Here is a 20,397-nt window from a genome sequence, read left to right as displayed (position 1 = left end):
ACTCTGATGAACCGTGAATTTCTCGATCTGTATAATCGGGAACTTCAATTGCTGAAGGAGCAGGCGAAGGAGTTTGCGGGCGAGTACCCCGGCATAGCTGAGCGGCTCGGTGGTCTCATGGACGAGCGCATCGATCCCATGATTGGTGGCCTGCTCGAAGGAGCGGCGTTTCTTGCCGCACGTGTTCAGCTCAAGCTGAAACATGAATTTCCCGAATTCACTAGTAACCTCCTGGAGCAATTGGTCCCGCACTACTTAGCGCCGACTCCATCGGCTTTGTTGGCCAAAGTCATGCCCGCATTCGGCGAGAAGGCACTGCGTGAGGGCCGCTCAATCCCGCGTGGATCCTATCTCGATGCCAGCTTCCGGCAACTCGGTCGTCCGATCGCCTGCCGCTATCGTTTGTGCAGCGACATCGTGGTTTGGCCCTTCGAACTCGTCAGTGCAGAGTATTTCCCATCCCCTGGGCCATTACAGGCCCTCGGGGTTTCCATCGGCGGAGACGTCCTGTCAGGGATGCGTGTCACCCTGACGCATCGCGCCTCCACGCAGAAGGAGAACGAGCCATCTGAGGCCGACGCCAAGCCCGAGATGCAGTTCGCGGGCTGCAAGACCACTAACCTGCCATTCTATCTCGCGGGATCCGAGGCTGATTCGATTGCGCTTTACGAACAGCTTTTTGGCCATTGCAAAGGTGTCTACTTCCGCTTGCTCGACGAATATGGCGATCCCGTTGTTCATCGTGCGCCAGTCAATTCCATGGAACAGGTTGGCTTCGACCGCGCGGATTCGCTGCTTCCGAATGACTCACGCATTTTCGAGGGCTTCGATCTCTTGCACGAGTTCTTCGTGTTCCCGCGCAAGTTTCTCGGATTTAATCTCACAGGTCTTGGCCAAGTAATGCCAAAGCTGAAGGCCAAGACGGTCGACATCGTCTTCGCCTTTGATGAGGTCAATACCCGTCTCGCAGCAGCGGTGGGAGCCGACATGTTCGCGATGTATGCTGCGCCCGCCATCAATTTGTTCGAAAAGACCATAGACCGTATCGCGCTCAAATCGAACCAGCACGAATACCATGTCGTTCCTGATCGCAGTCACTATCTCGACTTTGAGCCCCATCGTCTGCTCGATGTGTATGCTCATTTGCCCGGCGCGCAGGAAAAGGTCCCGGTTCAGCCGTTGTATGCCGCATCGCTCGAGGCCCCGCGACGGGCTGCACGCCTGTCCTTCACCACGCGGAGGTTGCCGCGACGACGGACCGTCGAAGAAAAGCGCGTTGGGGTGTCGTCGGACTATGTCGGCACTGACATGTTTATCTCACTGAGTGAACTTGGCGGAATCGACGACATTTCGGCGGTTGCCGAGTTGAGCGCACGCGCCTTGTGCTCGAACCGCCATTTGACCGAACATCTTCCAATTGGTGCGGGCGGGGCGGACTTTCGCCTTGTCGACGACTTCAATCTCGAACTCGTTTGCGTGGCTGGACCGACGCCGCCGCGTGAACCGATTGTTGCGCACCTGCGGAGTCGCAGCGAAACGGTGAATACAGGTACCATTACGTGGCGTCTGGTGAATCTGCTCAGCACCAACCACCTCGGCCTGGTCGAGCGGGGAGCTGGTCGCAATGCTCAGGCGTTGCGAGAAACGCTGGCGATGTTTGCGGAAATGAGTGACACGGTCACGGAGCGGCGAATCCGCGCCATTCGCAATGTCGACAGTAAGCCGATCATACGCCGTATTCGCGAGCGTGCGGGCATGGGAGCGGCGCGTGGAATCGAGATCACCGTCACCATCGACGAGAAAGCCTTCGAGGGAGCGGGCATCTTCCTGCTTGGGGCCGTGCTCGATCGGTTTTTCGCAGAGTATTCAGGTTTCAATCATTTCACCCAAACTGTTATCCGATCCGTGGAGCGTGGCGAAGTGATGCGCTGGCCGCCCCGGATGGGTAGCCGAAAGCCGCTTTGAAATGGACGAAACTTTCCTCAGCAACATACAAAAGGAGCCTTGGCGCTTCGATTACTTCTCAGTGCTAAGGCATCTTGAGCGGAACAATCCGGACAAGCCACGCATCGGCGACAGTGCGGTCAGACAGGAGGAGTTCGCCCATCTAGGGCAGGACCCGTTCATGGATTTTCCGGCGTCCAACCTTGCCCGCGCCGAAGAAAGCAAGGGCAAATCCCTCAAGTTGTTCTTTAAGTTCCTCGGCTTGCTCGGGCCGCAAGGCGCACTGCCGCTCGCTACGACGGAAGAGGCCCATCATTATGTTATCGCGCAGGACGATGCCTTCCCGCGCTTCCTCGATATCTTCAACCACCGCTTTATTCAACTATTCTTCCGCGCCTGGGCGGATTCGCGTCCAATCGTCCAACACGACCGTCCCGAACACGACCGCTTCATCGCTTATATCGGCTCTTCCATCGGCATCGGGTCTGCGCCCTATCGAAACCTCGATAGCATACCCGATGCAGTCAAGCTGGGCTATGCGGGATTGCTTGGTGCGCAGGCGAAGTCGGCATCACGGCTCGCCGCGGCGATCCGCGGAATGTTCGGAGTCGACGTCGAAATCGACGAGTTCGTCGGGACCTGGTTGCAGCTGGAGAGCTCCGGACAGACGATGCTCGGATCGACGCACGCCGTTCTCGGGCACGATGTCCTCCTCGGCAAGGCAATCTTCAGCGTCCAGGACAAAATCCGTATCAGAGTGTTCGCAAACAGCCTCGATCAATATGCTCGCTTTCTCCCAACCGGCGATCTCTGCGAGCCGCTGGCCGATCTGGTGTTTTTCTACATTGGCGAGCAGCTCGAATGGGACGCCGAGCTGGCAATTCACGCCGGCGCCGTCGCTCCGATGCGACTGGGAAAATCCGGGCAGATTGGTTGGACGAGCTGGATGGCGCCGAACTGGACATCGAGTGACGAATATCGGCGGGATGCCCGTTTCCATCCGTCTGATCGAATGAGACAGAAGCGCGAACAGAAATCGAAACAGGAGAGCGGGCGAGGGGGCAGCAATGGTCGATATTAGCCTAGAAGCCGTAGCAGGTAAGCTCAATCGGGTTGGTTACGAGGCCTTTTTCAAGGCCATGCGACAGGCCAAGGCTGCAGGTAACAGGAACGTCGAAGTGGCGCACTGGCTCGCCCACATACTGCAGACCGAGAACACCGATCTCGGACTGACCGCAGATCACTTTCGGTTAGACCGGGCCAAGTTGCTGAAGGACGTCAACAGCGTCTCAAACAGTTTCCGGAAGAACGAAACCGAGATGCCGACGGTCTCGAACGCCCTGATCGATCTGCTCGATCGTGGCTGGCACTATGCCACCTTATTCTTCGGCGAAGCCCAGATCCGAACTGGTCATGTGCTGGTTGGCGCGCTTCAGTCGCGTGAGCTCGCGCGTGCTTTCACCAATGTCTCGCCGGAATTCGGCAAGATCTCCAGCGATGAATTGACCCGAGAATACCGTAAGATCTGGGCGAGTTCGGAAGAAGAAACGTTGCGGCCGATGGATGGGTCGGGGCTGTTGGGCGCAGGCACGCCTGGAGCCGAAGCTGTCGCTACCGCGAAGGGCACGACGGCACTCGATCGATTCTCGCTGGATCTTACGGCTAAGGCACGCTCCGGCGAGATGGATGCGATCCTCGGGCGCGACGAGGAGGTGCGACAAATCATCGACGTTTTGATGCGTCGCAGACAGAACAATCCAATACTTACTGGTGAAGCCGGCGTAGGCAAGACCGCGGTGGTCGAAGGTTTCGCGCAAAGGATCGCAAACGGCCAAGTGCCGCCGTCAATGCGGAATGTCAAGCTTTGCGCCCTCGACATTGGCCTGATGCAGGCAGGTGCGTCCATGAAAGGGGAGTTCGAGCAGCGCCTGCGTTCGGTGATCGACGAGGTGCAGCAATCGCCGACCCCGATTATTCTCTTCATCGATGAAGCCCATACGCTGATCGGCGCCGGTGGTTCGGCCGGCACCGGTGACGCCGCCAACTTGTTGAAGCCTGCCTTAGCTCGTGGAACTCTGCGCACCATTGCGGCGACGACGTGGTCCGAATATCGGCAGTACATTGAAAAGGATCCGGCGTTAACCCGGCGCTTCCAGCCAATCCAGATCGGCGAGCCTGACGTGCAAAAGTGCTGCGACATGTTGCGCGGCATTCTTGCGCCAATGGAAAAGCACCACAATGTTCGCATCTCCGATGCTGCCATCGTCGCTGCCGTCAATCTGTCGAACCGGTATATCCCGTCACGGCAGCTGCCCGACAAAGCCGTGAGCCTGCTCGATACAGCTTCGGCCCGTGTTTCGATCAGCCAGAGCGGCATACCAGCGAGTATCGAGGACATGACATCCGCGGTGACCTCGCTGGAGAACGAAAAGGGTGCGCTGGTCAGTGATAGCGATCTTGGCGTCAAGGGCGAGCAGCGCATCGATGCTATCGACATTGAAATCGCGGAAAGGAAGCAGCAGCTTTCGGTGCTCGACGCCGAATGGGCTACGGAGAAGAAACTGGTGGAGGACATTCGCGATCTTCGTCAGAAACTCGAGCCACCTGCACCAGACAATAAGAAGCCGCCTGCCAACCGCGCAGGTGAGCCGGCGGCCTTATCGGAGCCGGTCGACAAAGAGGAGGTCCGCAAGCAGTTGCGCGAGCTATTCGACACGTTGGAAGGGCGAAATCCTGAAAACCGCATGGTCTACGCGCATGTCGACGAGCATATCGTTGCTTCCGTTGTTTCCGATTGGACCGGCATTCCGGTCGGGCGCATGGTGAAGGACGAAATCGAAAACGTCCTCAGGTTGCCGGAGATTCTCAACAAACGTGTAATCGGACAATCCCACGGGCTAGCGATCATCGCCAAACGAATCGAGACCAACCGTGCCAAGCTCGACAATCCCAACAAGCCGATTGGCGTCTTCATGCTGTGTGGACCTTCGGGCGTTGGCAAAACTGAGACTGCGCTGGCGCTCGCCGAAGCACTCTATGGCGGTGAGCAGAACATGATTACAATCAACATGTCCGAATTCCAGGAGGCTCACACGGTCTCGTCGCTGAAGGGGGCGCCTCCCGGCTATGTCGGATTTGGGGAAGGTGGCCGGCTAACGGAAGCGGTGCGGCGCAAGCCTTATTGCGTGATTCTGCTCGACGAGGTCGAGAAGGCGCATCCCGACGTCCACGAACTGTTCTTCCAGGTTTTCGACAAAGGCTTCATGGATGATGGCAACGGGCGTCGGATCGATTTCAAGAACACGCTGATTATTCTTACCACGAATGTGGGTACCGACCGAATTATGGAGTTGTCGGACGATCCAAAATATCGCGAAGATGCCGAGGCATTGGCAAAGGAACTCCGAGCTGATCTGCTAGAGGTGTTTCCGCCGGCCTTGCTCGGTCGAATGGTTTCGATTCCCTACTATCCGCTCTCTCAGGAGATGCTCGCCGGCATCATCCGCCTTGCTTTGGACCGGATCGGCCGCCGTGTCCGTGACAATCACTCGGCGGCATTCGAGTATGATCAAGCCGTCGTCGACCACATAGTGTCGATGTGTAACGATCCGGATTCCGGCGGCCGCATGATCGACAATGTCATCAACAACACGTTGCTTCCGGCCATGTCCCGCGAATTCCTCAAGCGCTCGCTTGCAGGCGAGGGATTGAAAGAGGCCAAGGTGACGATCAAAAACGATGATTTTGCCTACGCCTGGACCTGAGAGCTAGTTGGAATCTGAATCCAAGTGTCAACAGTGGAGGGAGCAGCAGATGAGCGCCGGTTATGTGATTGCCCGTGAGAACTTTAAGGAAGCCTCTCGTCACGTATCGGCCGAGGCTGATCCGGTGATGTTCAACCTCCTCTATGGGTTACAGAGTCTTACGAACCAGATCGAGGCCGACTTTGCTGTCCTCCAGTCGAGTGCCGGGCACGCCGTTGGCGAAAAAACCGCCGCGAGAAAAAGCAGCCCGGCGCCGAAGAAGTCGGTCAAGAAAAAGACCACGAAGAAGGCTAAGTCGCGCAGGCGTTGACTTTGCCACAAGAGCTAGACTGCTCTTTCAGCTTGCGTGGGGGCGCTGGGGGCGGCAATCGCAATAGGCGGCTCAGGCTCGCAGGAGCCGCCACCCGGCGCTGCACGGACTTCTTCCACAGGCGAGCGTCTCGAAGGATAGGCCGCAACCATATTTAGCGGGCAATCTTTTTTCAAAGGCGATCGCCCTGCCCGCGAGCGGGCGAGCGGCTAAATCGGGGCCTCTGAATCCGCGCGTGCTTTAGCGCGAAGACCGGAAAGACGAATATCGCGGTCTCATTGGGAGGGAGGCGGCTGGATGTCCGCGTTAACGTGACGCGCTGAAACCAGCCTAGGTGGAGACATAGGCGATCTGCTCAAAGCGACCAGTTGACTGATAGCCGGGGCCTGTCCCCATTTCGACCAGCTTGCCGCCCCATGGATCGAGGTAGACGACTTGTCCAGCTCGATTGACCCGAGATGCCACGATGAAATGGCCACCGTTGCGCTTTCCTCCGTTATACCATCCAAGCAGGACGATAGCCGGCGTGGTGTCCGACAGCTTCGTCTTGTCGACGGTCGGTGATGCTGAAACGCTAACCTTCAGCCCGTCGAGCCTGAGTTTGGCTGCGACCTGCGGCATGAAAGTACCGAAGTTTGAGAACATATTGCCCATCGTGAGCTGATTGCTCTGGTAACCGCTCGGATTGAAACTCCTGGGAGCCGGTTCCGGTGCCGAGGCCATCGACAATGGGGCCACAATGTCCTTATAGATCGACCAGGCAACATCCCATTCCGTTTCATTCACGCTCTGCTGTCTCGCTTGATTACGAGCCATCCAGATACTGGCCACAGCGCATGAAGCCGCTTGGTCCTGAGCCCAAATCTGGTGCGCATAGTTGTCGCCGTCAGTTCTGAGCAGGATTGTCATCAAAGTCTCCCGGCAAAATGCGAGGTCAAGGGGCCGAAAATAGGCTGTTCAAGCACCCGGGTCGCTAAACCGATGGGCGGATGAGGGATCTTGATTTGTGGTCGGCAGGTGAAAAAGGTTCAATCCCAGCGGATCTGGTGCGATCACTTTGAAGTAGTTCGATGCCTTATGTAGGATCTGAGGTCCGTTCGCAGGCGGCGTTTTCGCGCCTCAGTTGTGGCCACGCTTGATGTGGGTTGCTAGTCCACCCAGAAGGAAGGGCATTTAGGGAGGTCGGTTTCAGTCTCGTCGGTCTCGCGCCAAGCGCAGCCGGCGCGTGCGCCGAAATCCTCAAGCACCAGGTAGATATCGCGGTCGAGGCGTCGGTCGGTACGATCGAGGGCGAGGACGCATACGCAAACTCCCCAAACGACGCTGAGCCAATCGTGGCTGCAGGCCAATCGTTCCCTGTCAAGTCCCGTGAGTTGATGTCGCCAGCCGTCCTTTTCGACCTCGGTCAGCAAGCTCTCCGGCATGTGCGGCGGTTGGCAGTCGGCAGGAAGGTTGCATCGCGGGTAGGGCGCGCCCGCGTCGCGGCATGGGCAGGCGCGAGGCTCTTGCATGCCGAGCGGATGGGTCTCGCAGACCCGGCCGATGTCGTCATAGATCTCGCACTTCTTCGTCGGTCCCTCGGCAAAGAGACGGGCCACGGTTGGGTGGCTTGGGCAGGCAGACCGGGGCCGCTCCGCCAGCATCGGCGGCGGTGATGCCGGTGAGATTTAACCGTTCCGCGTTGCCCTTTGTTGATGAACCGCAAACTTCGCCGTTTTTAGCCGTAGCCTCATCTACCGATGGGCCTTTGCCATACCGAACGAAGGCAAGCCGAACCTCGATCTTCAGCGCGGCGTCCTACCCCGCGCCGACAGCTTGGCGGGATCGCGCCGCTTAGCCACATGGGCGTGGTAGGTCGAGGGGGCGATCGGCAAGACCTTGCAGATCGGCTCGACCCCATGCGTCCCACGATGATCGTCGATGAAGGCGATCATGGATTGGACCGGCGGTCGAGCTCCGCCATCGCAAAATAGGCTCCCGGCTTACGCAGGATCTCGTTGGCTTGCCGAAGCTCCCGGTTCTCTCGCTCAAGGGCCTTCAGCTTCTCGGCCATGTCGGTCGGAACGCCGGCCCGCTGGCCGCAATCGACCTCGTCTTCTTGACCGACCAAGTCATGCAGCGTCTGCGGCGTACGGCCGATCTTCGCCGCTATCGACGTTATCCCCCGCCCAGCGCGACGGGTGCTCGCTGGCGTGATCCAGCACCACCCGAACCGCACGGGGCGGACCTCGGGTGAAAACTTGTTCGTCGTCTTGCTTATCATGGCTCCATCCTCTCAGGAGTTGGAGCCTCCGGCCTGGGCGGTTCAAAGCCCATTGTGACCTGTTACTTCTTGCAGTGGCGGTTTCATCGGGAGGCTTCAGCTCGCCTTTGAGACACGATTACTCGGTCGTTTACAGCATAGAGGAAGCAAGGCCACTTTGGATTATCGTTACACAATGCCAGCGCTTTGGATTCTGCCTCAGCAACTGTTGCACCGGTGGCACTCCCTGCCTTGGCGTGGTAAGGTCTGATCGCAAGTGCCTTGGGAGAAGGCAACTTAGAGTAACCGAAGATGATTTCTCGATTTGCTGCACTTACTAGGGGGGTTTTCTCGGCTGAAAAGGGCCCATCGGAGTGAAGGTCAGAGACGTCGTGTCGCTCCGCTGAAAACGGGTCGGCTGCCTGCAAGCCGTCATTCAGCGCGAGCAAAATGCAAGGTTTTGCGTAAGCGAGTTGGCAGCCAACGAGCGCAAAACGTTGCGCTGTCTCTTTAGACGAAGCTCCATCCCACCAATAGTAAGCTCCCGTTTCTGGCTCAACGGTCAGAGCTTTGTTGAAGCTCAATGCACTGTAACTTCTCGCTGCTGCTGGGTCAGAAACGAGAGCGGCGGCTTGGCCGATTGAATTGGCAGGCGTGTGTGGGCCAGTTAAACGCGAAGGCAGAACGACACGGTTTTGTATGGCATAGAGAAAGCAGGGCCCGTCCTTTCCGCTTCTGACAGGATCGCTATTACATTGATTTATAGCATCGGTCTCCGCTTGAAGTTGCGTTGACGCATTTGTTTGAAAAAACGCTCTGCCCCAGGGATGAAGAGCGATAGCCTTCGGCGATGCGGCCCCTAAATAAGCCTTTGCACTGTTCATCGCATTTCCGTTCGGCAAAATTGCCGGGATTTGTTCTGGAGAGAAGCTCGATGCAAAAGTTACCCTTGGCATAGTTCGGCGGGTCCAACTTGCGCTGTCGGAAGATAGAAGTACACGATCGTTTACCGCTGCAAGAACACAGGGCTCATTGTAGCGGATTTGACATCCCTCGAGGGCAGACAGCTCCGCCTGGGTCTCAGTTTCACGTGCATAGACATACCAATTCGACGAGGACCCCAAGGCCAGCGCTTGTGCCTTGTTAAACTTAGCATCGGCGTACAGCTTGGCTTGTGATTGTCTGATTTCGGGAGACCGGCTTGCGAGGGCGGTAGAGAACACGTTCGTCAGAGCGTCAAATAGGTCGGCGGTACCATTGTTGACCGGTTTGACGGAGACGACCCACGGTATGGTCTTGCTCTGCGGATTTAAATCATCAGGTGTGATTTTGGTCATCGTTGTGGCACTCTTGGAGTTCTCTTTTTGCCACACTGCAACAAGAGTGACTGGAGAGGCGATCGTGTAGGTGACAGTGAAGTCGGGCCCAACGTGCGAGGGAGCAGTAATGGTTAGCGCGCCGTCCATCACCCTGGCGTGGAGGCGCAGCCAGACGTGCCTTATATTCGCAGAGGGATTATCCCCGACCGCATAAACAACATCGGCATCCCCATTCAGCTCGATCTTCTCGATGATCAGAATGTGGTGCAGAAGCGCTCCCCAGGCGCCCACCCAAACACCGGAGAATTGCTGAAGAGCCTCAGTTGCACCGGGCGAGGGCACAATGTGAAGGTGGGCCGGAATGGGGACATCTCCAATCATCGTCGACTCCGCACCCGCGGCAGTCGAGACCATATCTGCTTGTGTGGGTCGTTGAGCTTCAGCAATTCTCTCGGCTGCCGATAAAAGGGCGTTAGCAGGGGCACCGGACGCAGGATTGTTCTTCGGTAAGGCTGGCACCTCGTTTGCAACGAGCTTATTTAACTGTCCCTTGGCCAGGTCAACGTAGAAGCCTTCTGAATAGCGGGATAGAAAGGCGTTCCAGCCGTCTTTAGTGCCAAGCTGAAGAGCGAGCTCATACGCTTTCGCTATGTCGACTTGCGGGCTGGGAGGCTGAATTGGAGAAGCCGAAACAAGCGAAACGTCCTTCCCTCCTAGAGAGCCAAAAAGCGTTGGCTCTTGCTGATTGTTCGTTTGAGCCAACACTTCATCACGGACAAAACCAAATGCCTTGCGCAGATCGAGGCCGGGATTAACAATGTACTTGATGAGAGCCGACGTGAACGGGCTGTTTTTTCCGCTCCCATCGGCCGCAATTGATCCAGCTTTGGTTGCATAAGCGATCAAGGTGTTCGGTCTCGCCGGCTCAATTCGAGCGAGACCTCGAGTCACTTCACGTGAACCAATGGTGCGTTTGATTGTTCTGGAGAACGGATTATCTCGACACGCATCAAGCACAATCAACCGCAAGCTTCTTGCGGGTTCTATAGCTAGGGCTATCCGATCTAGTGAGAATGCTTCGTCGTAGACATCAGTATCCCTCTCTAGAGTGGCGTCAATCGGAACGAGATAGTTGTTCCCGTCGACTTCAATACCGTGCCCTGCGAAATAGATGAACGCCACATCTGAATCACGTGCAGCATCGGCAAACCGACGCAGAGCTCCTCGCATGTCATTAAAGGTAAGGTCTTGCAAAAGCTCAACCCAGTCAAAGCCCGCTTTTTGCAACGTCGATGCCAATGCCGTGGCGTCATTAACTGGATTAGGCAGGTGGGCAACGTGCTGATAGGCCGAATTGCCAATTACAAGAGCAACCCGCTTCTCAGCCATTGCGGGACCTCCAAGCAGGGCCATGGTAAGTGCGGCAAAAGTCAATAATCTCAATGAACGCAAGAATGCTCCCCTCTTAGTAAACTGCAACTCTAAGGAGACTGCGGGATGACAAAGCGTCGAAGATCAACGTCGTTTACTACCCAACATGCATCTTCTCGACGATCGCGTACAGCAGCACAAAGAGCGGCAAGAAGACGAAGAACCAAACCGCTGTCTGATCGGTTCGCTCGAATTCGCGGTTCGGGTCGGTGTCAGTCGCGTGAGCCGTTGTGGAGGCCCGCCCAGCAGGCCTTCGCCGTCTCGCGAAGCTACCAAGCAGGCGCCGAACCGTCGCTTCCGGAGTAGGCTGGTCCATCTCTACACTCAGAGAGCCAGCATCAGCGGAAATCTGCGGACAAGCTCAAGGTCGACATAGCCGGCTTCGTTGATCCATTCGTGCGGGCAGAAGGCGAGAGACGCTGCATCAATCGCGAGGCCGTCACGCCTAATCGCCTCGCGCGTTCCCGTTCGACCGACCCAGTCTTTCTCACCGCTGTTCGCATTTAGGCGCAACGCGTCAAAGACGGCAGTATCGTTTGTCACCTGGAATCCCCAAGGTGCTAAAAATTCATGATACGCAATTAACAGAGATTAGCCCACTTTCTTTGGCAGGCAAGAAACTTTGTTTGTGCGGTGCCGCGCCCGAGCCTGTGAAATTTTCTAAGTGCGCCGCGGCGTTGTGTGAGCGGCAGCGGCTGATGAGGTTGGGAACGACCGGCAATCGGGGGCCTCCTTCGGGATGGCGGCTTTGCTTATTTCGATAATCCTCAGTAGTTCACCGGGGGTGTGATCGCCATCGTCCAAACCTATGTTGCCGCACTTGCGAGCGTGAGCATTAGTGATGGTCGGCGGCCGAACAAAGGACATTCAACCTATCCTCATCTGCGTTAAGTGCAGGCGGCCAATGGATTATCTGGGGACATTGCCACAGATCACAAACCTGCCGGCGGTACATGCTTACAGGTGCCTGCCGTGCCTCAGGGTCGATACAATCGAGTTGAACTGAAGGCCTGCTCACATCCTTCATCAGGCGATAGAGTCGGACATCCGCGTTAATGGCAGATGTGATTATGATTCCTCGACCGCTCCACGTTTCGCGGCATCGTAGCGGACGCCGAAAGGTCTACTCGTGGCCAGCCTCACATGAAGCGAGACCAGAGCGTTACTGTACAGGCCGGAGATCCGCCACCGATGGTGGGCGAGTTGGGTCGACAGAAGCGCATTCAAGTGGTACAAACGGATTACCTGTCGATGCGGTAAGTTATTGATATTGCTGTTTTTTGCTGAATAGATGTCCAGTCCGCCCCTGGGCACCTTAATCGAGCGTCTCCCAATCGAGGTTGTGACTGTCTCGCCTACGCGGCGCTCCGAATGACGTCTCCCGATCGTAGTTCTTAAGAGTCCCCACTCTCTCGCTTTTGCTTCGATCGTGGTGCTGCGCGAAAGGCAACGAGTCCAAGGGCGCTTGTAACTGAACCCGACCACCGATTGACCACGAAACTGCGTGAACAGATGGCGATAAGGGTGGTCAATCGCGAGCAAGCTTCATTGTTTTTGTTGATTTTTTGGCTTGCTACTTACGTTCGGGACGCAGGGGTCGCAGGTCGCGCGCGCGATTTACAACTCGCTTGTAAGCGATTGATCTATATAGGGGCTTAAATTGATCATTTTACATGTAAGTAGCTTTTTTCATTAGTAAAAGATGAGACTCTTAATCAGCGGATCCCAAGTTCGAGTCCTGGTGCGCCCACCATATCAACGATCAAAACCGTTTGAGAAGCTGACGTTTCAAACGGCTGTTGCAAACACCGACCCGCCAGCACTCTAGGATGCTGTGGACAACCTCTGTAGTTTGCGTCTCAAGTTCGGATGTCGATCATCTGCACGACTGCTGACGTGCCGCATGACCTTGTGCTCGCTAGAACCTTTCGCAACGACAGGCTACAGCCACGCCCAAACAGTGTTGACCGGATGGCAAACGACCCCGCGACGACGGGAAACTGCAGCAGTTTCGCCGCGCACTGGCCTTGACTTGGCTCAAGCCCAACCCAGTCGGGATCTGCAACGTTGCTTCCTTAATCGACGTCGGAGAAGCATCCATGCGAGTCCCATCCATCGCTGTAGCGCTGCTGTCTGCTGTCCTGAGCTATCCCACGTTTGCTCAGTCGTCGTCTGATCACGAGGTCGATCACCCTGGACAAAACCAAGTGTCGCCGCCCGCGGAGGCGGAATTGCCCGCAGGCCCATCCGCCGAGCGCAAAAGCACGATGCGTGGTGGTTACATGATGGGAATGATGGGGCGCGGCATGAATGGGCAAGGCATGACGGGCGCGGACGGAATGGTGCCAGCAATCATGTTCCGCATGATCTTCGCGCTGATGGACGCTGATGGCGACGGGACCATCTCATTGCCGGAGTTTCAGGTCGCCCACGAACGAATCTTCAAGGCAATGGACAGCAATAAGGACGGGAAGCTCACTCTGGACGAGATACAGGCCTTTATGCGTGGGACAAAGAACTCAGCCCCGCAGCAATAGACTCGCGGCAGTCGGCATAGATCGGCCCAGGCGATCAGAAGATCGAAAATGCGCCAGCCCACGCGGCCGCGATGACCAGAATAAGGCCCGGGATTAGCCGCAGTGCGAAGGAGCGCCCGCCGCTGATCCAGCCAACAATGATCTTGCTGAGGGTATTCGTCGAAAGCGCCGCTAAAATCGGAGCGACAGCGTCGGCGGAGTTGATCTTGCCTGAGGCGGCGAGGGCGCGCAGGAATTCCAGTCTTCGTCGTTCAGGGCCAATACCGGCGACGCGACGCGACCTGCACCGCAGTGATGACTGCTCCGGCCAGAATGACTCCAAGCGTTCTCCGGTGAGCAGGTCCTACGGGGGCTCCCTCAGAAACTGCCCTTTTTCCAACTCTGTTGGCGGCACCGCGGTAGTACTAGACAAGCTAAACGCCCCCAAAGCGGCTTCGCTGATTTGACCTATCCCCACAATATTGCGGTTGTTAGCTGACATGCATCAAGAGCGTCTTTTCAGTCAACTAGATCTCTGGCTTTCCCCGCATTTGCTTCTCTCGGCCGCTATGCGAACACTCTAGGCGGGGCCCCTCTCGTCCGCGGGCCTCTTGGACGGGCTGTTCACAATCTTCGACTTGCCAATGAGTGCACCCTTGATTTCATCGCACCCGTAGCGCGTTTCCGGCGCGATGAACGGCCGTCCTAATGCTCGGCTTCTTCGTGCATTGTCGCGATCTCTTTCTCGGCTGTCCGCTTCAGGCCGCATGCCCTGCTCAAACACTCAGGTCAATGACATCTTCTATGGCGGACCGATCCCACTGATTACCATCGGCGAAACGGATGTAAACTATTCGTATGCAGGATGCGGAGAGGCGGTCCAGCAGCAAGAGTTTGTGTTGTTGCCGTTTTGCGCCAACACCTTGCTTCGCACCCGCGGGCTCGATCTGAGAGGAAGGGCGCGCAGGCGCCTCCCTTGCGGCTGCCCGAAGCGGCAGCGGTGACACCTAGAAGAATACTGAACGCCTTACTGCGGATCCCATTCAACGACCCTGATCGGTGTCGGATTCCAGCCCGAGCAGGGATTGTAGAACTGAGGGCAGTTTGACATCACGACGAGCGTCGGTTTGTCGGCACGCAGTTCAACGAAGTCACCCGGTGTTGAGAGGCCTTCGACGATTTCAGCGGACCCGTCGGCTTCCACGGGAACGTTCATGAAGAAATTGACATTGGCGTGAATGTCCTTGGCGGACATTCCGCGACCCGCCAGCGCCACCAGGAAATTGTCGCGGCAGGCGCAGGTGCCTTCGATGCCGTATCGGAGCTTGTTCACCTGGCTGCTGCATGCACCCCCGATTGTATCGTGCCGGCCTACGCTGTCCTCGACCACGGTCATGAGTACTTCGGCTACGTCAGAATAGAGCTTGAAGCCCTTGGTAACATAGATGGTGCGGTTCAACTTGATCGAGTTGGCGTTGTTGTAGCGGATCTCCGTATTAGAGAGGTCAAAGGCGAGGAAATCGACCGCCTGCTGGCCGCCGATGTCGATGATGCGCAAGCGCCGGCCGGGAGGAATTTCCGAGACATAGTTGTTGGCGCCTGCGGGCACCGTAGTGTCCTTGACGATCTTTCCGGGAATTGAGGTGGCAGCGAGCATCTTGATCTCACCGTTCAAGGCCCGCGCGCGCGCCATCGCGGAGGTCGCGACCTTGCGCTTTTCCTCGGCCATCCTGCGTGCCAGATGTTGACGCTCTTTTTCCGAACCCGTGTTCTCGAGCAAGATTCCCGCCATGTTACCTCTGCTTGCTGATCCTGCGGCAGGCTAGGCTCAGTCGGCGGTACCGGTCCACGGTCGAAATTTTCTAAATTCTGTGATCGCCAGGCACGCCAGGCGACGACGGATTGCCGATGGGCGCGGAGAGAGGCTGACTGCCTGGTGACCAACAACCGCTCGAAATTCGGAATTCTTTCCGTTTTGTGCAGGATTCGGGTGCGAATGCCTGGAAGTTAGGCGTCTTCTGGAGGAAACGGATCTTACAGCTGCCGGTATTGGTGGCATGGATCGTGCTTAGAACTGGTCAAGAGGCGATCGGGGGCAGGAGTAACTATGACACCAAGCACGATCCCATGTTCGCACGAATTGCTCCTTGCGATTGCCGACATGGCTCCAGACGTCCGCCCGATTGGGTGCGATGCGGGTGCCGCGTCCGGAGTGCAGATTGGCGGGGGCGCGCATGATTGCTGCTGAAGCGCTGCCCTGGGCATCCAATTCACTTCAATGGAAATATCGCGCGCTGGACAGAACTGCTGCGACGTCCACCTCATCTTATGTGCTGGCGAGATTGCGGGGCGATATTCTCTCGGCCTATTTCAAGCCTGACGCGAAGCTCTATCTCAAGGTTCTCACAGAGCGCTACAACACCAGCGTGGCGCCCGTTCGAGAGGCGCTCGCGGTGCTTTCGGGCGCCGGGCTCGTGATTTCCGAAAGCCAGCGGGGATTTCGGGTCGCTTCGGCTTCTCGGGCCGACTTTCTCGACATCGCGGCACTGCGAAAGCATCTCGAGATTCCCGCGCTTGGCTTAGCAATAGCTAGGGGCGACGATCGCTGGGTTAGGGAAATCCGTCGGGTCTACGATATCTTTTCGCAGCTGTCGCAAAAGGCGGGACACGACGCGCCGATCTCCGATGCCTGGGAAGCCTATCACCGCGAGTTCCACTTCTCGCTGATTGCGGAATGCGGCTCGCCGACGCTGTTGAATTTCTGGTCTCAGCTTCACGATCGCTTTGACCGCTATCGTCGACTGACATTGCCGTCGGGGTCCTACATGGCGGGAACGGCGAGCGACCACGAAGATATCATGGAGGCCGTGATCAGCAGGGATATCGGCCGTGCCGCCACGTTGATGAGCGATCACATCCAGAACATCACCGATGTCGTGCTTGAGCAATATGTCGAGTAAGGACCGCTTGTGCCTGTTTCTTGAACCAGGCGATGAAAGTCTGACAATTTCGATATCTGCCCGTTTTATCTTCCGTCCTTATTCGTCTATCCCTCGCATGAAGCTTCTCATGTGGGGCAACAATGGAAAGAGTGGCGGCTTCACAAGGCGTCGGAAGCGCTCGCAAAAAGATACACCACATTTCCTTGCATCGGAAATGAACTGATGCTTGTCGCACAGAGATCCCGCCATCGCATTCATTCCTTTCGTCTTCATCGTCCGTCGACTGCGGCCGACGCTGTAACGCTCCACGCGCGAAGCAAGGGCATCGCGGCGTATATGGGCGGGGGAATAGACGTGATGGCCGCCTTGAAAGCAGGTCGACGGTTCGACGATGTCATTCATCTGGGTGCGCTGCCGAACCGCACCAGTATCGAGCAATGCGGTAATGAGATCGTCCTCGGGGCAGGGGTGACCTACGATGCGCTGGCCCGCAGCGCTGTGGTTCGCCGGGCGTATCCACGGCTCGCGGAGAGTTGGCCAGAATCGCCAACAATCGTATTCGCATCAAGGGAACGATTGCGGGCAACCTGATGGCGGGCAATGTTGCGTACGACTTTCCGATGGTCGCGATCGCAGCCGACGCTCAAATCGAATCTATGACGTCGCAGCTGTCTCTTGCATCGTTCGCGGCCTCGCATCGCTCTGAACTAGGCGCGGCGGACCTCATTACGGCGATCAGGCTGCCTGCTTCCGGATGCCTAGGCTTGGTCATACAACTCGAATGGAAACCAATCCTAGCGTTCGCGCTGTCGTTCCGGCGTGAGCGGGGCGTTGTGACCGCGCGGCTGGCTGTCGGCGCCGGATTCGCTTCGGTCGCGTTCTCGCAAGTTGACCTCGGGCGTGACCTTCTTGACCGCTTTCCGCGGAAGGCGGCGTCGGATCTTGCGGAGGCGTTGTGCGCTTCCCTTCCACCACCTCTGACCGACTGGCGCGCTAGCTGTGACTATCGGCGGAACCTGCTTAAGGTGTTGGTTCGCAGGGAACTCGAGCTGATGCGTCTCGCGGAGCCGACCCATGCAGCTTGAACTGTCTTTCACCATCAATGGGCAAGAGAAGCGGCTGAACGTCGCCGCGAACAGGACTGTCGCGGATCTGCTGCGCGAAGACCTGAATCTGACGGGGTGCCGCGTCGCATGCGACGCCGAGGTCTGCGGTTCCTGCACCGTCCTGATCGACGGCCGGCCGGCGGCTGCCTGCTCGACCTTTGCATTCGAGGCCGACGGGGCGTTCATCGAGACCATCGAAGGACTGGCCGAGAACGATGTCCTGCACGCAATCCAGCAAGCATTTCTGGAGACAAACGCATTCCAATGCGGCTTCTGCACGTCAGGCTTCGTTATGTCGGTAAAGGCCTTGCTCAAAGTTGATCCTTCACCGACCGACGATGCGATCAAGGAGTGGCTGAAGTCGAATATCTGCAGATGCACAGGCTACCAGCCCATACTGCAGGCGACGCGGCTTGCTGCAAAGCGCATCGGCGTTCCCGCATGAAATCGATCCGCGAGCCAACAGGCATTGCGCCGGAGCGGATCGACGGCCGGCAGAAGGTCCTTGGCGAGGTTCGTTTCACGACAGACTTTTCTTGGCCGGGCATGACCCATGCCAAGATTCTGCGCAGCCCGGTGCCGCATGCGCGAATCAGATCCATTGATGCCAGTCGTGCGAGGGCGCTTCGCGGTGTCCTCGCCGTCGTCACGGGCGCCGATATAGCGACCATGCCCGACCCCTTCTATGGCGTTGGAATCCGAGACCAGCCGGTACTTGCCATCGACAAGGTGAGATATGTCGGTGATATGGTCGCGGCGGTTGTGGCAGAGGACGAGGCCACAGCCTTTCGGGCGCTTGAATTGATTGAGGTCGAATATGCCGAGCTGCCGGCGTTGATGACGATTGCCGATGCGCTGTCGGAGGGGGCCCCCGACATCTTCGAAGGGCCGTCGCCTGGCGAGGCGCTGCCGGTGGGCGCCGGCGCGCAGAGCCTCAAGGAGCCGTCCAGAAACGTACTTTACGAGTTCAGGTACGCCCGCGGTGATCTCGAAAGCGCGATGCGATATGCCGACCATGTCTTCACCGACACTTTCACATTTTCAAGGATTCATCACTATCATCTTGAGCCCTACGTCAACGTCGCCCGCGCCGATGCCGATAGCATCGAGATATGGTCCTGTAACCAGGACCCTTTCATCCTGCGGAACGACTTGTCGCGCATGTTCGGCTTCCCTCTGCATAATGTGAGAATCCACACGGCGATGATTGGCGGAGGGTTTGGTGCGAAGAGCTATTGCAAGATGGAGCCGCTGGTCGTTTTTCTTGCCAGGCAGGTAAGGCGGCCGGTCCGGTTGTGCCTGACGATGGACGAGGCGTTTCTCACACTGAGCAAGCACGCCGCCATCCTGACGCTGAAGACGGCCGTAACGGCGGACGGGCGGCTGATCGCCCGGGAAGCCGACATCAAGCTCGACGGAGGAGCCTATAGCGATGCCAGCGTCAGCACCACCATCAAGACTGGATACCGCATCCCGGGTCCCTACAAATGGGTTGCGGTATCGACCATCGCTTCGGCAGTGAGGACGAACACCGTTCCGGGCGGATCTTTCAGAGGCTTCGGCGGAACGCAGGCAAGCTTCGCGTCGGAATCGCAGATCGACATGATCGCGCGCCGTCTTAGTCTGGATCCGCTCGAGTTTCGCCGCAACAACATGTTGGCGCCCGGCGAACCATACGCGCCCGGCGACAGCGCGCTCGACAGCGACTTCAAGGCGGGATTGTCGAGGGTCGCCCATTTGATCGGCTATGGCGCCTCACCGAAGAAGCGCGGGCGCGGCATCGGGCTGAGTGTTGGCCTAAAGGATGGCGGCGGCACGGGTAATCAGGCACTCGCCGAGATCAAGGTCAGCGACGCCGGCGAGATCATGATCCGAGCCGCGGCGGTTGAGATCGGCCAGGGCGTCGGCACCGTGCTCGGCACCATCGCCGCAGAAATTCTCGATCGGCCGATGACCGCCGTGAGGTACGGCGAGATCGATACTGACCACACGCCACTCGACACCGGCACGCACGTCAGCTTCGCGACGGCAGTCACGGGTCGTGCCATCGAACAAGCGGCGATCGACGTCAGGAATCAGATTTTGGAATTCGCCGCAGAGCGTCTCGATTGCGATCACGCTGAACTCGTGTTGTCCGACTGGAACATACTGCGCGGCAACGAGTCGTTTCCATTGCAGAAGATGCTCCGCGACTATTACGGGCCAGTGGGAACGGAGTTCATTGGGCGCGGCCGAATGAAGATTGCGTATGACGCTGCGGCACCATTGGGCTCACAGAATTACTTTTGGATGCCGTGCTGGTCGGCTGCGGAAGTGAACGTCGACGAGGAGACCGGCAAAGTGACCGTTCTCAAACTCGTGGTCGGCGCGGACGCAGGGCGCGCTTTTAACCTTCCGGCTTGTCACGGCCAACTCGAAGGTGCGGCGTTGCAGGCGTTCGGTCAAAGTCTATTCGAAGAACTGATCTACGATGGACCGGCGCCCGCCAACGCTGACCCGATGACATATCGCGTGCCGCTCGTCACGGACCTTCCCGGGCAGTTCGAAAGCTTCATTGAGGAGCAAGGCATGGGACCGGGTCCAGGAGGTGCGAAGGGCCTTGGCGAAGCCGGCATGCTCGGGATCGCTGCCGCTATCGCCAATGCGGTTGAGGACGCGGTTGGGGCGAGGGTTCTGCAACTGCCGATCACACCGGAGCGGGTGATGGCTGCGTTAACGGCGCAGCAAACAGCCGCTCAGCCTGGGTCCTGAATTTATTTATTCCGCTCCGAGCGCGCAGCTTGCATCAGACAATGCACGAGAGATGGCGCGATCATAGGAAAA

At 57.6% G+C, this 20,397-nt stretch carries 13 protein-coding genes, 2 pseudogenes and 1 other annotated feature; of the genes and pseudogenes, 9 read left to right on the top strand and 6 right to left on the bottom strand.

Annotation, left to right across the window (positions count from 1 at the left end; genetic code table 11):
* The first annotated feature begins 6 nt into the window (after positions 1 to 6).
* Genes tssF through BRA1417_RS0131130 form a run of 4 tightly spaced genes read left to right on the top strand, consistent with a single transcriptional unit; the run spans position 7 to position 6,018 of the window.
* Positions 7 to 1,965 (top strand): type VI secretion system baseplate subunit TssF, encoded by a 1,959-nt coding sequence (tssF, locus tag BRA1417_RS0131145; RefSeq protein ID WP_027519139.1) that lies wholly within the window; start codon positions 7 to 9, stop codon positions 1,963 to 1,965.
* A gap of 1 nt (position 1,966) precedes the next feature.
* Positions 1,967 to 3,025, top strand: coding sequence for a type VI secretion system baseplate subunit TssG (gene tssG, locus BRA1417_RS0131140; RefSeq protein WP_027519138.1), 1,059 nt, complete (start codon positions 1,967 to 1,969; stop codon positions 3,023 to 3,025).
* On the top strand, positions 3,012 to 5,708 hold the full coding sequence (gene tssH, locus BRA1417_RS0131135) for a type VI secretion system ATPase TssH (RefSeq protein ID WP_027519137.1): 2,697 nt from the start codon (positions 3,012 to 3,014) through the stop codon (positions 5,706 to 5,708). The genes tssG and tssH overlap by 14 nt, the downstream gene beginning before the upstream one ends.
* A gap of 49 nt (positions 5,709 to 5,757) precedes the next feature.
* Positions 5,758 to 6,018: a hypothetical protein gene (locus tag BRA1417_RS0131130; RefSeq protein WP_027519136.1), complete on the top strand. Its 261-nt coding sequence runs from the start codon at positions 5,758 to 5,760 to the stop codon at positions 6,016 to 6,018.
* Between the two features lie 330 nt (positions 6,019 to 6,348).
* Here BRA1417_RS0131130 and BRA1417_RS0131125 read toward each other — a convergent pair whose 3' ends face one another.
* The 4 genes and pseudogenes from BRA1417_RS0131125 to BRA1417_RS46375 form a co-directional block, all read right to left on the bottom strand.
* The gene (locus BRA1417_RS0131125; protein WP_027519135.1) at positions 6,349 to 6,927 is read right to left on the bottom strand and encodes a hypothetical protein; all 579 of its coding nucleotides are present in this window, start codon (positions 6,925 to 6,927) and stop codon (positions 6,349 to 6,351) included.
* Positions 6,928 to 7,166: 239 nt separating this feature from the next.
* Positions 7,167 to 7,616 carry a hypothetical protein gene (locus tag BRA1417_RS45045; RefSeq protein WP_198034941.1) on the bottom strand — a complete coding sequence of 150 codons (450 nt, stop codon included), beginning with the start codon at positions 7,614 to 7,616 and terminating at the stop codon, positions 7,167 to 7,169.
* A gap of 198 nt (positions 7,617 to 7,814) precedes the next feature.
* Positions 7,815 to 8,278 (bottom strand): annotated as a pseudogene (locus BRA1417_RS41135) (IS3 family transposase); the annotation flags it as partial.
* Positions 7,878 to 7,994, bottom strand: a sequence feature (AL1L pseudoknot). Its footprint overlaps the pseudogene before it by 117 nt.
* Positions 8,279 to 8,364: 86 nt before the next feature.
* The gene (locus BRA1417_RS46375; RefSeq protein ID WP_371260010.1) at positions 8,365 to 10,968 is read right to left on the bottom strand and encodes a caspase domain-containing protein; all 2,604 of its coding nucleotides are present in this window, start codon (positions 10,966 to 10,968) and stop codon (positions 8,365 to 8,367) included.
* A 2,141-nt stretch (positions 10,969 to 13,109) separates the two neighbouring features.
* On the opposite strand from BRA1417_RS46375, the gene BRA1417_RS0131095 reads away from it, so the two are divergent.
* Positions 13,110 to 13,547 carry an EF-hand domain-containing protein gene (locus BRA1417_RS0131095; protein ID WP_027519131.1) on the top strand — a complete coding sequence of 146 codons (438 nt, stop codon included), beginning with the start codon at positions 13,110 to 13,112 and terminating at the stop codon, positions 13,545 to 13,547.
* Between the two features lie 34 nt (positions 13,548 to 13,581).
* Here the strand turns inward: BRA1417_RS0131095 and BRA1417_RS43140 are convergent, their stop codons facing one another.
* Together BRA1417_RS43140 and BRA1417_RS0131090 are read right to left on the bottom strand one after the other, a co-directional pair.
* The gene (locus BRA1417_RS43140; RefSeq protein WP_245286292.1) at positions 13,582 to 13,869 is read right to left on the bottom strand and encodes a hypothetical protein; all 288 of its coding nucleotides are present in this window, start codon (positions 13,867 to 13,869) and stop codon (positions 13,582 to 13,584) included.
* 684 nt (positions 13,870 to 14,553) lie between these two features.
* The gene (locus BRA1417_RS0131090) at positions 14,554 to 15,183 is read right to left on the bottom strand and encodes a DUF1989 domain-containing protein (RefSeq protein ID WP_027519130.1); all 630 of its coding nucleotides are present in this window, start codon (positions 15,181 to 15,183) and stop codon (positions 14,554 to 14,556) included.
* A gap of 577 nt (positions 15,184 to 15,760) precedes the next feature.
* Here BRA1417_RS0131090 and BRA1417_RS41130 point away from each other — a divergent pair.
* The 4 genes and pseudogenes from BRA1417_RS41130 (at position 15,761) to BRA1417_RS41125 (ending at position 20,325) form a co-directional block, all read left to right on the top strand.
* The gene (locus tag BRA1417_RS41130) at positions 15,761 to 16,486 is read left to right on the top strand and encodes a GntR family transcriptional regulator (RefSeq protein WP_198034873.1); all 726 of its coding nucleotides are present in this window, start codon (positions 15,761 to 15,763) and stop codon (positions 16,484 to 16,486) included.
* 204 nt (positions 16,487 to 16,690) lie between these two features.
* A pseudogene (locus BRA1417_RS46370) lies at positions 16,691 to 17,553 on the top strand (xanthine dehydrogenase family protein subunit M).
* On the top strand, positions 17,543 to 18,019 hold the full coding sequence (locus BRA1417_RS0131075) for a (2Fe-2S)-binding protein (protein ID WP_027519128.1): 477 nt from the start codon (positions 17,543 to 17,545) through the stop codon (positions 18,017 to 18,019). Before BRA1417_RS46370 ends, BRA1417_RS0131075 begins: the two are co-directional and overlap by 11 nt.
* Complete coding sequence (locus BRA1417_RS41125) at positions 18,016 to 20,325, top strand: xanthine dehydrogenase family protein molybdopterin-binding subunit (protein WP_035968913.1); 2,310 nt, start codon at positions 18,016 to 18,018, stop codon at positions 20,323 to 20,325. Before BRA1417_RS0131075 ends, BRA1417_RS41125 begins: the two co-directional genes overlap by 4 nt.
* The last annotated feature ends 72 nt before the right edge of the window (positions 20,326 to 20,397 follow it).

The sequence above is a fragment of the Bradyrhizobium sp. WSM1417 genome (assembly GCF_000515415.1).
Lineage (GTDB): Bacteria > Pseudomonadota > Alphaproteobacteria > Rhizobiales > Xanthobacteraceae > Bradyrhizobium.
This window is presented reverse-complemented; position numbering and strand designations above follow the sequence as displayed.

Excerpts from the sequence above, each read along its gene's own strand:
- tssH (WP_027519137.1), top strand. The coding sequence starts at position 3,012 with ATGGTCGATATTAGCCTAGAAGCCGTAGCAGGTAAGCTCAATCGGGTT.
- BRA1417_RS41125 (WP_035968913.1), top strand. The coding sequence starts at position 18,016 with ATGAAATCGATCCGCGAGCCAACAGGCATTGCGCCGGAGCGGATCGAC.
- BRA1417_RS0131090 (WP_027519130.1), bottom strand. The coding sequence starts at position 15,183 with ATGCTCGCTGCCACCTCAATTCCCGGAAAGATCGTCAAGGACACTACG.
- BRA1417_RS0131075 (WP_027519128.1), top strand. The coding sequence starts at position 17,543 with ATGCAGCTTGAACTGTCTTTCACCATCAATGGGCAAGAGAAGCGGCTG.
- BRA1417_RS41130 (WP_198034873.1), top strand. The coding sequence starts at position 15,761 with ATGATTGCTGCTGAAGCGCTGCCCTGGGCATCCAATTCACTTCAATGG.
- BRA1417_RS0131130 (WP_027519136.1), top strand. The coding sequence starts at position 5,758 with ATGAGCGCCGGTTATGTGATTGCCCGTGAGAACTTTAAGGAAGCCTCT.
- BRA1417_RS0131125 (WP_027519135.1), bottom strand. The coding sequence starts at position 6,927 with ATGACAATCCTGCTCAGAACTGACGGCGACAACTATGCGCACCAGATT.
- tssF (WP_027519139.1), top strand. The coding sequence starts at position 7 with ATGAACCGTGAATTTCTCGATCTGTATAATCGGGAACTTCAATTGCTG.
- BRA1417_RS0131095 (WP_027519131.1), top strand. The coding sequence starts at position 13,110 with ATGCGAGTCCCATCCATCGCTGTAGCGCTGCTGTCTGCTGTCCTGAGC.
- tssG (WP_027519138.1), top strand. The coding sequence starts at position 1,967 with ATGGACGAAACTTTCCTCAGCAACATACAAAAGGAGCCTTGGCGCTTC.
- BRA1417_RS46375 (WP_371260010.1), bottom strand. The coding sequence starts at position 10,968 with ATGGCTGAGAAGCGGGTTGCTCTTGTAATTGGCAATTCGGCCTATCAG.